The organism is Pseudomonas sp. LBUM1648 (assembly GCF_059716145.1).
On the sequence record NZ_CP166808.1, the window covers coordinates 2,154,827 to 2,169,860 of the forward strand.

At 61.8% G+C, this 15,034-nt stretch carries 3 protein-coding genes (1 of these 3 only partly in view); 2 read left to right on the top strand and 1 reads right to left on the bottom strand.

The window, feature by feature from the left end:
* Both ACA043_RS09865 and ACA043_RS09870 read left to right on the top strand, forming a co-directional pair.
* Positions 1–10,532 carry the 3' portion of a non-ribosomal peptide synthase/polyketide synthase gene (locus ACA043_RS09865; RefSeq protein ID WP_497659082.1) on the top strand. Its footprint begins 4,459 nt before the window's first position, so only the last 10,532 of its 14,991 coding nucleotides appear in the window; its start codon lies off the left edge, out of view; it ends in the stop codon at positions 10,530–10,532.
* 64 nt (positions 10,533–10,596) lie between these two features.
* Positions 10,597–11,556 carry an alpha/beta hydrolase gene (locus ACA043_RS09870; protein WP_497659083.1) on the top strand — a complete coding sequence of 320 codons (960 nt, stop codon included), beginning with the start codon at positions 10,597–10,599 and terminating at the stop codon, positions 11,554–11,556.
* Between the two features lie 924 nt (positions 11,557–12,480).
* Here ACA043_RS09870 and ACA043_RS09875 read toward each other — a convergent pair.
* Positions 12,481–14,940 (bottom strand): TonB-dependent siderophore receptor, encoded by a 2,460-nt coding sequence (locus ACA043_RS09875; RefSeq protein ID WP_401265577.1) that lies wholly within the window; start codon positions 14,938–14,940, stop codon positions 12,481–12,483.
* Positions 14,941–15,034: the final 94 nt, after the last annotated feature.

Consider the following 15,034-nt stretch of genomic DNA (forward strand, 5'->3'; position numbering starts at 1 on the left):
AGTTCGATCTGACCCTGAACACCTTCGAATCCACCGACAACGTCTGGGCCGAACTGACCTACGCCACCGACCTGTTCGACGCACCGACCATCGCGCGCCTGTCGCAACACTGGACGAATCTGCTGCAAGGCATCGTCGCCGACAGCGGTCAGCGCATCGCCGACCTGCCGCTGCACGACGCCGCCGAGCGTGCGGCGACCTTGCTGCAATGGAACCCGGCCGTGGCCGATTTTTCGAGCGAGCAGTGCCTGCATCAGATGATCGAAGCCCAGGCTGCCCGCGCACCGCAAGCGATTGCCGTGACCTGTGCCGAGCAATGCCTGACTTACGGCGAACTCAACATCCGCGCCAATCAGTTGGCCCACCAATTGATCGCCAGCGGCGTCGGCCCGGACGTGCGCGTCGGTCTGGCGGTGGAGCGCAGCCTCGACATGCTGATCGGGCTGCTGGCGATCCTCAAGGCCGGCGGCGCTTACGTGCCGCTTGATCCGAGCTACCCGGAAGAACGCCTGAGCTACATGATCGGCGACAGCGGCATCTCGCTGCTGCTGACCCAAAGTCATTTGCTCGGTCGCCTGCCGGTGCCGGACTCGGTCCGCAGCTTGATGCTTGATCAGGAGCGCGACGGTCTCGAAGGCTACAGCGACAATAATCCGCTAGTCAGCATGAGCCCGGACAACCTGGCTTACGTGATCTACACCTCTGGTTCCACCGGCCAGCCGAAAGGCACGTTGCTGGCTCATCGCAACGTGCTGCGTCTGTTCGAAGCCACCGATGCGTGGTTCGATTTTGGCCCGGCCGATGTCTGGAGCCTGTTCCATTCCTACGCCTTCGACTTCTCGGTGTGGGAGATCTTCGGGGCGCTGCTCTACGGCGGCAAACTGGTGGTGGTGCCTTACGAGGTCAGCCGTTCGCCGGAAGATTTTTACGCCTTGCTCTGCCGCGAAGGCATCACCGTGCTCAACCAGACGCCGTCGGCGTTCAAGCAATTGATGCAAGTGGCCTGCGCCCCGGAACACGCCGCGCAACAGCCGTCGCTGCGTTACGTGGTGTTCGGTGGCGAGGCGCTGGAGGTCAAGAGCCTGCGCCCGTGGTTCGAGCGTTTTGGCGATCAGGCGCCGCAACTGATCAACATGTACGGGATTACCGAAACCACCGTGCACGTCACCTACCGGCCGATTTCGCTGGCCGATCTGCAAGGCGATGTCGGCAGCCCGATCGGCGAACCGATTCCGGATCTGTCGTGGTATTTGCTCGACGGTGATCTGAACCCGGTCGCCAAAGGCTGTATCGGTGAGCTGTACATCGGGCGTGCCGGTCTGGCGCGGGGTTATCTGAACCGTGCGGATCTGACCACTCTGCGTTTCATACCCGATCCGTTTGCCGCTGATGGCGGGCGTCTGTACCGCACCGGTGACCTGGCGCGTTATCGCGCTGACGGCGTCATCGAATACGTCGGGCGCATCGACCATCAGGTGAAGATTCGCGGATTCCGTATCGAACTCGGCGAGATCGAAGCGCAACTGCTGGAACAAGCTGCCGTGCGCCAGGCCGTGGTGCTCGCGCAACCGGGCCTCAGTGGTCAGCAACTGGTGGCGTATCTGGTGCCAGACGATGTCGCACTGCTCGATGCCAGCCCGGCCGAACAAGGCCTGTGGCGCGACCGCGTGCGCGCCGAACTCAAGGAAAACTTGCCGGATCACATGATCCCGGCGCACCTGTTGCTGCTGGCGCAACTGCCGCTGACCGCCAACGGCAAACTCAACCGCAGCGCGTTGCCGTCTCCGGATGCCAGTCAGGCGCAGCAGGCTTATCAGGCACCACAAAGCGAGCTGGAACAACGTCTGGCGGCGATCTGGCAAGACGTGCTGAAACTGCCGCAAGTGGGCCTCAACGATAATTTCTTCGAACTGGGCGGCGACTCGATCATCTCGATTCAGGTGGTCAGCCGTGCTCGTCAGGCCGGCATTCGCCTCAATCCCAAAGACCTGTTCCAGCACCAGACCGTGCAACGTCTGGCGCTGGTCGCGCAACTGGGCGGGGACGAATCAACTATCGATCAACAAGCAGTGACCGGCGCGGCGTTGCTGCTGCCGATTCAGCAGCAGTTTTTCGAAGATGACATCCCTGAACGTCACCACTGGAACCAGTCGGTGCTGCTCAAGCCACGTCAGCCTCTGGACGCTGAAAAGCTCGAGCAAGTGCTGCGCGCGCTGGTGGCCCATCACGATGCCTTGCGCCTGAATTTCACTCAGCGCGATGGCGCGTGGCAGGCCGAGCACCGGGCGGTGGAAGCCCCATCGCAAAACCTGCTGTGGCAGGAAGACGTCGCCGATGCCGCCGCCCTTGAAGCCCTGGGCAACCGCGCCCAGCGCAGCCTTGATCTGCAAAACGGGCCGTTGCTGCGTGCGGTGTTGGCGACCCTGGCCGACGGCACTCAACGTTTGCAGTTGGTGATTCATCACCTGGCGGTGGACGGGGTGTCGTGGCGGATTTTGCTCGAAGACCTGCAAAACGCGTATCAGCAATTGCTCAATGGTCAGCCGTTGAGCCTGCCGTCGAAGACCAGCGCCTTCAAGGACTGGAGCGAGCACTTGAAGCGCTACGCCAACAGCCCGGTGTTGCAGCAAGAGCTGGCGTACTGGCAGGCCTGCCTCAGCGATGTCAGCACTGATCTGCCGTGCAAGCGCGTGGACGCCGGTCAGCAAAACCGGTTGGCGCAAACCGTGCTGACACGTCTGAGCACCGATTTGACCCGACAACTGCTGCAGGAAGCCCCGGCGGCTTACCGCACGCAGGTCAATGACCTGTTGCTGACGGCGCTGGCGCGAGTCATCGGCCGCTGGAGCGGGCAGGCGTCGACGCTGATTCAGCTCGAAGGCCATGGTCGCGAAGAGCTGTTCGACGGGGTCGATCTGACCCGCACCGTCGGTTGGTTCACTAGCCTGTTCCCGGTGCGCCTGACCCCGGCGGCGACGGCGGGCGAGTCGATCAAACAGATCAAGGAGCAACTGCGCTCGATCCCCGACAAAGGCATCGGTTTCGGCGCGCTGCGCCACTTCGGTGATGCACAGGCACAGCAGAGCTTGCGCGCCATGCCGACACCGCGCATCACCTTTAACTATCTCGGCCAGTTCGACGGCAGTTTCGACGGCGATGACGCTGCGCTGTTCGTGCCGGCACCGGATAACGCCGGTCTCGATCAGAGCCCGGACGCGCCGCTGGGCAACTGGCTGACCCTCAACGGTCAGGTGTATGGCGGCGAACTGCGCGTGGGTTGGACGTTCAGCAGCGAACGTTTCGACAGCGCGGTCATTGAAGCGCTGGCGGCGGATTACGCCGAGGAACTGGCTGCATTGATTGGCCATTGCCTGACCCCGGGCATCGAAGGCCTGACCCCGTCGGACTTCCCGTTGACCGGCCTGACTCAGGCGCAACTCGATGGCTTGCCATGGCCGGCGCCGCAGATTGCCGACGTTTATCCGCTGTCGGCGATGCAGCAGGGCATGTTGTTCCACAGCCTTTATGAACAGGCCACTGGCGATTACATCAACCAGGTGCGCCTCGACGTCGAAGGCCTCGACCCGCAACGCTTCCAGCAAGCCTGGCAGGCGGCGGTGGATAACCACGACATCCTGCGCACCAGTTTTGTCTGGCAGGGTGAACTGGCGCGTCCGGTGCAAGTGGTGCACAAGCAACTGGACATGCCGTTCAGCGTGCTCGACTGGCGCGAACGCGGCGATGGCCAGAGCGAGTTGAATGCACTGGCCGCCGCTGAGCAGGCGCAAGGTTTCGACCTGAGCCAAGGGCCGTTGCTGCGCATGGTCGTGGTGCGTCTGGATGACCAGCGCTGTCATCTGATCTACACCAACCATCACATCCTGATGGACGGCTGGAGCAATTCGCAGTTGCTCGGCGAAGTGCTGCAGCGTTACAGCGGCATTGCTCAACCGGCACTGGCCGGGCGCTATCGCGATTACATCGAATGGCTACAACGCCAGGACGTGCAGGCCAGCGAGCACTACTGGACTGCGCAACTGGCCGACTTGCAGGCGCCGACCCTGCTGGCGCAGGCGTTGCAGGCACAACGCGGGGATGCGTCGCGGGACGGGCATGGCGAGCACTTCTGTGTTGTCGATGCCGAGCAGACCTGTCGTCTGGGCGAGTTCGCCCGCCAGCAAAAAGTTACGCTCAACACACTGATTCAGGCGGCGTGGTTGCTGCTGTTGCAGCGCTTGACCGGTCAGCAAAGCGTGGCGTTTGGCGCCACGGTGGCGGGGCGTCCGACGGAACTCAAAGGTGTCGAGCAGCAGATCGGCCTGTTCATCAACACCTTGCCGGTGATCGCCAGCCCCCGCGCGCAATCGAGCGTTGCTGAGTGGTTGCAGAGCGTACAGGCGCAGAACCTGGCCCTGCGCGAGCATGAACACACGCCGTTGTTCGACATTCAACGTTGGGCCGCGCGCAATGGTGAGGCGCTGTTCGACAATATTCTGGTGTTCGAGAACTACCCGGTGTCCGAGGCGCTGGAGCAGGGCGCACCGCAGGAATTGCGCTTTGGCGAGATCAACAACCATGAACAGACCAACTACCCGCTGACCTTGCTGGTGCACTTGAGCGACGAGTTGTCGATGCACTTCAGCTACCAGTGCGAGAGTTTCGCGGCGCACAGCGTGGCGCAGTTGGGTGAGTTCTTGCAGCGCTTGCTCGGGCAGATGAGCGAGTCGGGCGAGCGTTCGCTGAGTGAGTTGAACCTGATCGAAAGCGTGCCGAGCGTCGCTGCCGATTTCGTCACCGATCTATGCATTCATCACGGCATTGCTCGTCAGGTGACGGCCACCCCGGATGCATTGGCGGTGACTTTCGGCAGCAATCAGCTGACTTACGCTGAGCTCGACGCGCAAGCCAATCGTCTGGCGCACAAGCTGATCGAACTCGGTGTCGGCCCGGAAGTGCGGGTGGGCGTGGCGATGCCGCGTTCCGAGCAGTTGCTTATCGCCTTGCTGGCGGTGCTCAAGGCCGGTGGCGCCTACGTGCCGCTGGACCCGGATTACCCGGCGGATCGCGTTGCTTACATGCTCGACGACAGCCGTGCGCGGGTGTTGCTGACCGAGCAAGCCGTCGCCGCGACCCTGAGCGTGCCGAGCGAAACGCAAGTGCTGCTGATGGATCAGGTGTCGTTGAGCGGTTATTCGAGCAGCGCACCGCAAACATCGGTCGCGCCGGACAACCTCGCTTACGTGATCTACACCTCGGGTTCCACTGGTAAACCGAAGGGCGTGGCGATTGCCCATCGCAACGTCATGGCGCTGATCGACTGGTCGGCCAAGGTTTACAGCCGCGACGATATTCAAGGCGTATTGGCTTCAACGTCGGTGTGCTTCGATCTGTCGGTGTGGGAGCTGTTTGTCACGTTGGCCAACGGCGGCTCGCTGATCATCGCGCGCAATGCCCTTGAGCTGCCGCAACTGCCGGCCCGCGACCAGGTGCGCCTGATCAACAGCGTGCCGTCAGCCATTGCTGCATTGCAACGCGCGGGGCAGATTCCGTCGAGCGTGCGGATCATCAATCTGGCGGGTGAACCGCTGAAACAAGGCTTGGTGGATGCGCTGTATCAGCAGTCGACCGTCGAGCACGTTTTCGACCTGTACGGCCCGTCGGAGGACACCACCTATTCGACCTGGACCCGCCGCAGTGCCGGTGGTCAGGCGAGGATCGGTCGTGCCCTCGACCACAGCGCCAGTCACTTGCTCGACGCCGATTTGCACGTTGTCCCGCAAGGGGTTTCGGCTGAGCTGTACCTGTCTGGTGCCGGCATCACTCGCGGCTATCTGGGCCGTGCGGCGATGACCGCCGAGCGGTTTGTGCCCAACCCGCTCGCCGCCAATGGCGAGCGCATGTACCGCACCGGCGACCTGATCCGCGAGCGCGAAGAGGGCGATCTGGAGTACATGGGCCGCATCGACCATCAGGTGAAAATTCGCGGCCTGCGTATCGAACTGGGCGAAATCGAAGCGCGTCTGGTGGCGCACGTCGCCGTGCGTGAAGCCGTGGTCTTGGCCAGTGAAGTGCTGGGCAGCCAACAATTGATCGCCTATCTGGTGCCGAGCGATCCGACGATTGTCGATGCCAGCGCTGAACAGCAACGTGAACTGCACGACGATCTCAGCAGTTGGCTGGGCGCAACCCTGCCGGATTACATGGTGCCGACTCACCGTCTGTGGCTGGCGCAACTGCCGCTGACCCCCAACGGCAAGATCGATCGCAAGCGTTTACCGGCGCTGGAACTCACGGCGGCGCAACAACACGTCGAGCCGGTCAACGCCACTGAGCAGGCGCTGGTGGACATCTGGAAAGACGTGCTGGGCCTGGCGCAGGTCAGCACCACCGACAGCTTCTTCGCCCTCGGCGGGGACTCGATCATCTCGATTCAAGTGGTCAGCCGTGCCCGTCAGCAAGGCCTGGAACTGAGCCCGAAAGACCTGTTCCAGCACCCGACCATCGAGCAACTGGCGCAACGCGTCGCAAGCACCTCAGACGTACCGGTGGCCGCGCTGATCGACATGCCTCTGCACGGCTTGAGTGATGCGCAAATCGCGCAATTACCGCTGCCGCAGGATCAGTTGGCAGGGCTTTATCGCCTGTCGCCGATGCAGCAGGGCATGCTGTTCCTCGGCCTGAATTCGCCGGAATCGGATCTGTACGTCAACCAGTTGAGTGTGCCGGTGCAAGGCCTTGATCCCTTGCGCCTGAAAGCCGCTTGGGCAACGGTCAGCCGTCGCCACGACATCCTGCGCACCGGTTTCCTCTGGCAGGACATGGCCGAGCCGCTGCAATTCGTGCTCGCCGACCCGCAGTTGCCGATCAGCCTGCTTGACTGGCGCGAACAGGATCACTCGGCCGAAGCCTTGCAGGCGTTGGCGGATAGCGAGCGGGCCAAGGGCTTCGATCTCGACCAGCCACCGCTGCAACGGTTGGCGCTGGTGCGGGTAGATGAGGACAGCTATCAACTGATCTGGACCTACCACCACATCCTGATCGACGGCTGGAGCAGTTCGCAGTTGATCGGCGAAGTGCTGAGCCAGTATTCCGGCAAGCCGCTGGCCGACGCCGTTCCATATCGCCGCTACATCAACTGGCTGCAACAGCAAGACGCCAATGCCAGCGAAGGGTTCTGGCGTCAGCATTTGAACCTGCTCGACGAACCGACCTATCTGGCCGACGCCGTCACGCGTACTGGCAGCGGTCGTGGTCACGAGGCGCTTTATAGCCGCTTGGGTGAGCCGCGCACCGAACAGCTCAAGGCTTTTGCGCAAGCTCAGCAAGTCACGCTGAACACCTTGGTGCAGGGCGCATGGCTGATGCTGCTCAGCCGTTACAGCGGTCAACGCTGCGTGGCCTTCGGCGCCACGGTGGCGGGGCGTCCGGCGAGTCTGCCGGCGTCGGAATCGATCCTTGGCCTGTTCATCAACACGTTGCCGGTGATCAAGGACGTGCCGGCCGAGCAAGCGGTGGGGCCGTGGCTGCGTGAGTTGCAGGACTTCAACCTGGAAATGCGAGAGCGCGAGTACACCCCGCTGACCGACGTCCAGCGTTGGGGCGGCCGCGCCGGGCAGTCGCTGTTCGACAGCATCATCGTGTTCGAGAATCACCCGATCGACCAGGCATTGCGCGAATGGCGCGACGACTCGCTGAAGTTCGGCGAGATCAATAACTCTGGGCTGACCAACTTCCCGATGGACTTGATGGTCACGCTGGAAGAAGGTCTGGTGATCGAGTACATGTTCCTGCGCGAGCATTTCGACCGGGCGACGGTGGAAGGCATCCGCAGCAACATGGAAGGCCTGCTCGTTGCGTTGACGGAAAATGCCGCGCAACCGCTGGGCCGCATCGGTCTGCCGACCGGCCATGCATGCATCGCGCAGGCTTTGCCGGCTCCTTCGCAAGAACCGGCAGTGCACCAGCGCATCGCACAATGGGCACAAGCGCATGCAGGCCAAACTGCATTGATCTTCAATGGCGAGACCTTCAGCTACGGCCAGATCGAGGCCCGGGCCAATCGTCTGGCCCATGCGCTGATCGCCGAAGGTGTCGGCCCGGAAATCCGCGTCGGTGTGGCCCTGCCACGCAGCGAAAACATGATCGTCGCGCTGTTGGCGGTGCTCAAGGCCGGAGGCGCTTATGTGCCGCTGGACGCGACGTATCCGCGCGAACGTCTGAGTTATCTGATGCGCGATTCCGGCATTGCGCTGTTGCTCAGTGATTCGAGTCTGCGTCAGGTGATGCCCGCGCAGGACAACCTGCATGTGCTGGAACTCGATCACCTGGATTTGAGCGCTCAGCCAGCGGTGGCGCCACAGGTTGCGGTGCAACCGGGCAACCTCTCCTACGTGATTTATACCTCCGGTTCCACCGGCCAGCCGAAAGGTGTCGGTGTGGCGCATGGACCGTTGGCGATGCACTGCCAGGCCATCGGCCAGCGTTACGAAATGAGCGAAGCCGACTGCGAATTGCACTTCATGTCGTTCGCGTTCGACGGCGCGCATGAGCGCTGGCTGACCACCCTGACACATGGCGGGCGCTTGCTGATCCGTGACGACAGCCTGTGGACGGCCGAGCAGACCTACAACGCTCTGCATGAGCATGGCGTGACCGTGGCGGCGTTCCCTCCGGTGTACTTGCAGCAACTGGCCGAGCACGCCGAGCAGCACGGTAACCCGCCGCCGGTACGGATCTACTGCTTCGGCGGTGATGCGGTGCCGGTGGCGAGTTTCGAATTGGCCAAACGGGCACTGAAACCGCACTACATCATCAATGGCTACGGCCCGACGGAAACAGTGGTGACGCCGCTGATCTGGAAGGCCAGTGCTGACGATCAGTGCGGTGCGGCCTACGCGCCGATCGGCAGTGTGGTCGGTGAGCGCAGCGGTTATGTGCTCGATGCCGACCTTAATCCGCTGCCGGCCGGCATTGCCGGTGAGCTGTACCTCGGTGGCGCGTTGGCTCGTGGTTATCTGGGACGTGCCGGCGGCACTGCGGAGCGCTTCGTTGCCAACCCGTTCAGCGCCGATGGCAGTCGCCTGTACCGTACCGGCGACCTGGTGCGCCAGCGTGAGGACGGCACCGTCGACTACCTGGGACGAATCGACCACCAAGTGAAAATCCGTGGTTTCCGCATCGAGCTGGGTGAAGTCGAGGCGCGTCTCAAGCAGCAGCCGGGCGTGCGTGACGCCGCCGTGGTGGCCCGCGAGGGTGTCAGCGGCAAGCAACTGCTCGGCTATGTGCTGGCTGCTTCCGATACCCCGGCAGACGGTTTGTGCGAACGCTTGCGCGAGCAACTCAAGGCCAGCCTGCCGGATTACATGGTGCCTGCGCATTTGATGGTGCTTGAGCGCATGCCGCTGACGCCGAACGGCAAACTCGACCGCAAGGCCCTGCCGAACCCGGACGCTGAACAGCGTCTGGTGTACGTGGAACCACGCACTGAGCTGGAAAAAGCCTTGGCGAAGATCTGGCAGGACGTGCTGAAAATCGAGCGCGTCGGGCTCACCGACAACTTCTTCGAACTGGGCGGCGATTCGATCCTCAGTCTGCAAGTCGTGGCCCGCAGCCGTGTACTCAAGGCCCAGGGCCTGAGCCTGAAACTGCGCGACCTGATGCAGAAACCGAGCATCGCCGAACTGGTGGCCAGCGTGCAGGGCGCTGCTGAAAAAACTTCCGGGCTGCTGGCGATGAACGCTGAGGTCAAGGGTGTTGCGCCGCTGTTCTGCATTCACGCGGGCTTCGGCACGGTGTTCGACTACGAGCCATTGGCGCGCCGCTTGGGCGGTCGCCGTCAGGTGTTGGCGATTCAGTCGCGGATGTTGCTCGATCCGGCTTTCAACGATGTTTCGTTGCAGGACATGGCCAGCAATTACGTCGCGCAGATCCGCGAGAAACAGCCGCAAGGGCCGTACCATCTGCTGGGCTGGTCGCTGGGCGGGACGTTGGCGATGTTGATGGCCGCACAATTCGAACAGGCGGGGCAGACGGTCAAATTCGTCGGTCTGGTGGACAGCTTTGTGCCATCCGCCAAGGTCAACGAAGGGGCGGTGGATGATTGGCAGGCCGATCTGCGTGACTTCCTGCGGGTGACCCTGCCGGACGCCGCGCCGGGCTTGAGCATCGACGGCGAAGAAACGCCGCAGAACCTGCGTGCATTGTTCGCCGTGGCCATAAGCGCCGAACGCAGCGCCTCAACCTACGTGGCACTGGGCGCCGATGAACTGGCCCATGTGTTCAGCGTGGCGCGCCGGCTCAAGCAACTGTCGTTGCAACTGGATCGCTGTGCACCGCTGGTGGTCAATCCGATCTGCTGGTGGACCCTGGGTCGCGAAGAGGAGGCGATGGAACTGGCGGTGCAACTCGAACAGCCAGGCATGGGCGGCGAATGGCTCGATTGCGGGCACTTCCAGATCCCGCGCGATGAAACTTTCCTGTCCGAGGCTGAAGAAATGCTCGGCGAGATCGTTGAACCAGTAGCCATGTCCTGAACTTGCTCTGAACTTGAAAAACCGCTCGGGCGCCTGATGGCGTTCGACCGGTCTGGAGATTTGAATGTCGTTGAACCCTGATATCGCCGCGTTTCTGCAACTGGTCGGCAACGGCCGGGCCAGTGGCAAGCGCGTCGGCATGCATGAGCTGAGCCCGGCACAAGCCCGTGAACAATTCGATCAATCGTCGTTGTTGATGGATGCCGGTGGTGAAGAGCTGCAAGTGGTGGATGAACTGCAATTGCCCGTGCGCGACGGCACGCGCCTCAACGCACGGATTTACAGCAATCAGCCTTTGAATGCAGGTGCCGGTCGCCCGGCGCTGTTGTATTTCCATGGCGGCGGTTACGTGGTCGGCAGTCTCGATTCCCATGATTCGCTGTGCCGGGCTTTGGCTTCGATGGCTGATTGTGTGGTGCTGTCGGTGGCTTATCGCTTGGCGCCTGAGTTTCGCTTTCCAACGGCGGCCGATGATGCCCGTGATGCCTGGGATTGGCTGGTAGCCAGCGCGCAGGATCTGGGCATCGACGCCGCGCGCCTGGCAATTGCCGGTGACAGCGTCGGCGGCAGTCTGGCCACGGTACTCGCCGCACAACTGGCGGATGCCACCGTACAGCCGCGCTTGCAGGTGCTGATTTATCCGGTCACTGATGCCAGTCGCAGCACGCCGTCGATCGAGCTTTTTGGCGAAGGGCATTTGCTGGAGAAGGATTCGCTGCAGTGGTTCTACGAGCACTATCAACGCGAGGTCAGCGATCGTCTCGATCCGCGCTTCTCGCCGTTGCTGGCAGAGGTCAGCGCGAACGTGGCGCCCGTGCTGCTGGTCTTGGCCGAGTGTGATCCGTTGCACGATGAGGGCGTGGCGTATGCGCGTCATTTGCAGGCGGCGGGGGTTGAGGTGGAATTGAAGGTGTATGAGGGTATGACCCACGATTTCATGCGTATGGGCGCGATCATTGATGAGGCCGAGGAGGCTCAGCAGCATATTGCCGAGCGATTGGTAGAGGTGTTTGCTGTGGCTTGAAGGGATGGGTGAATATCCGTTGCTGCGGTAACGGCTGATTAGGGTTCCGCCCTTACGGCGGGTCACTTTGGCAAACGCCCCAAAGTAACCAAAGGTCTGTGCCCTGACGTTCGGCCCTCGCTGTGGCTCGGGTTCCTTCGCTGCGGGATTGATCCGGGGGCATCGCCTCCGGTTTGCTTCGCTGCACCTCCTCTCGATGTGTTTGGCTTCGCCAAACGGTCGCTGCGCTCCCACCCCCGGATCAATCCCTCCACTCAGCCTGCCGACGGGCCTTCAGATCAAGAGCTTTACTCGAGCTAACGCTCATTGTGTTGAGTGGGGCGGCATGCGCCGCAGGGTTCGCGCGGCTCGAAACTGTGGGAGCCTGCCTGGTGTGATGGCGGCCTACGAGCCGACCAATCTCTATCAAATGTACCCAATCCCTGTGGGAGCTGGCTTGCCAGCGATGGCGGCCTGACAGCCGACCAAGCTCTGGCGGGGCGACTCATTCCCTGTAGGAGTTGCCGAAGGCTCGGGCCGCGATCGGACGATCTTTTGATCTGCTTTGGCTTTGGCTTTGGCTTTTGATCTTGCTCTTCAGCCCATCGGCAGGCCGAGCGTAGGTGTTCATCAGGGGGTAGGCGCGCAGCGCCGTGCGGCGCAGCCGCATACATCGAGAGGAGGTGCAGCGAAGCAAACCGGAGGCGATGCCCCCGGATGGACACCGTAGCGAGGGAACACTGAGCCTAGGCGAAGTGCCGTACGTCAGGGTAAAGCCTTTTGGGTTACCTTTTCGGCGTTTGGAAAAGGTGACCCGCCGTAAGGGCGGAACCCTAATCAGCAACACCCGCAGCAACGGATATACACCCAACCCCAACCCCAACCCCAACCCCCAACCAAAAAAAACGCCGGCAGATGCCGGCGTTTCAGTGAGCGCAGAGCGTATTACCAGTTGTAGGTCACGTCAGCAGTCATGGTGCGGCCTTCACCGTAGTAGCAGTCGAGGGTGCTGTTGCACGCGGCAACGTATTTCTCGTCGGTGAGGTTCTGCAGGTTGGCTTGCAGCTTCACGCCTTTGATGTGCAGCGGCGATTTTTCCAGGTCGTAGGAGACCATGGCGTCATACACGGTGTAGGACGGGATCTGGAAGGAGTCCGACTCGTAGTCCGAACCGTAGCTGCTGCGCACGTAGCGTGCACCCAGACCCATACCGAAACCGGCCAGGGCAGTGGAGACATCGAAGTCGTAGTTGACCCAGGCGGACGCGGTCAGTGGTGGACGCATCGCCAGGGTGCGACCTTCGCGACCGTCGTTGTCTTTTTCCCACTTGGTCTGGTTACGCGACACCGAAGCCAGTACGCGCAGGTTCTGGGTGACATTGACCTTGCCTTCCAGCTCGACACCACGGGAGCGCACGGTGCCGCTCTGGGTGCTGAAACCCGGATTGTCGAGGTCGGAGGTGAGCATGTTGTCCTGATCGATCTGGTAGGCCGACAACTGGATAAAGCCATCAATGAACGTCGGCTCGTACTTGATACCGACTTCGTACTGCTTGCCGGTGGTCGGTTCGAATGCGCCGCCGCTCATGTCGGTACCGGTTTGCGGCAGAAACGATTCGGCGTAGCTCACGTAAGGCGTGATGCCATTTTCGAACTCGTAGCCAAGGCCGGCACGACCGGTGAACTTCTCGTCCTTCTGGTTGCTGTGACCGCCGGTCAGTGGTTGCTTGTTGTCAGTCTCGGCGAAGTCATAACGACCGCCGAGGGTCAGGAACCACTGGTTCCAGCGCAGTTGATCCTGAGCGTACAGGCCGGTCTGGGTAATGGTGTTATCCCACTTGTACGGCTGGCGGAAGTTGATCTGGCTGCCATACACCGGGTTGTACAGGTCGATACCCGGCGCGGTGCGGTCATAGAGACCGAGGAACTTTGAGTTGGAGTGGTAGTAGTCCACGCCCAGCAGCACCGTGTGCTCGATATCGGCAGTCTTGAACTTGGCCTGGGCAATGTTATCGATGCCGTAAACCTTGTTGTGCTGCGACCAGTCCACCGCGTAACGGCTCTGGAAACTGTTGTCGTTGAGACCGGTGACCGGGTTGGTCGGGAACGAATAGCCGTGCAGCGGCGCCACGTACTGGTCGTTGACGTCGGCGTAACGAGCGTTCTGTTTCAGGGTCCAGACGTCGTTGAGTTCGTGGGCGATTTCGTAACCGACGACGAACTGTTCACGGTGGTACTTGTTCACGTCCGGTTCGCCGATGAAGCGGCTGCGGCTGATGCGCCCGTTAGAGGTGCTTTTGACCGTGCCAAAGGCTGGCAGACCTTGAGCTTCCGGTACGTCGTGATCTTTCTGGTACTGACCGAATACGGTGATGGTGGTGCGGTCATTCGGCAGCCAGGTCAGGCTTGGCGCCAGCAACATGCGGTTCTGGTTGGCGTAGTCGATGGCCGAACTGCTGTCGTTGAACACGCCGGTCAGGCGATAGAGGAATTCGCCCTGATCGTCGATCGGGCCACCGAAGTCGAAGGCGCCGTATTTACGGTCATAGCTGCCGCCACCGATTTTCACTTCATGCAGCGGGGTAGCCGTCGGACGCTTGCTGACCATGTTGACGATGCCGCCTGGCTGGTTCTGCCCGTAAAGTACCGATGCCGGGCCCTTGAGCACTTCGACGCGCTCCAGGGTGTACGGGTCGATTTGCAGCGAACCGCCGGTGCTGCCGCCGCCGTATGGCATGTGCAGACCATCGAGGTACAGCGGAGTAGGGGAGAAACCACGGGAGGTCGGTTCGTCGAAAATCTTCACCCGGTCCGAGAAACCGCCGCCGGTCATGCCTGGTGTGTAAAGCAGGGCTTCGGTGACCGACTTCGAACCGCGCATCTTGATTTCGTCTTGTGTCACGACGTTGATGGTCTGCGGGATTTCCTTGAGCGACGAATCGGTCTTGGACCCGGAGGCGCTACGCTTGGCGACGATTCCGTCAACCGGGCCCCAGGCCGATTCCGCGGTGGCGGAAATACTGGTCGGTGCCAGATCCAGGCTTGCACCGCTGCTGCGGCCGCGCAACGCGACGTTGTTGCCCTGAACGCTGTAGGCGATGTCGGTGCCTTTGAGCAATTGCGCGATGGCGGCGGTTGGTTCCAGGTTACCGCTGACGGCGGTGCTGCGCAGACCACTCACTTCATCCGGGCTGTAAAGCACCTGAAGGTTGGTCTGACGACCGAATTCCTGCAAGGCGCTCCCCAGCGACTGTGCAGGAATATTGATCGCCACGGCGGCGGCCTGAGCCTGACCTGCGATTGGCAAGGTCAGGGCCATGGCGCACAGCGCTGGCAACGTGGAACGCAAGGAGCGGCGGATCAGCAGAGCCTTGGCGAGCGGGTGGAGTCCGTGCGGTGCGGGCATTGTTCTTCTACTCTTCAAAGTGTTGACTGAGAACTATTTCTATTAACTGTAAGTAAGACGTTGAGCCTTCCGAAAACCGGAAAGGCTCAACGCA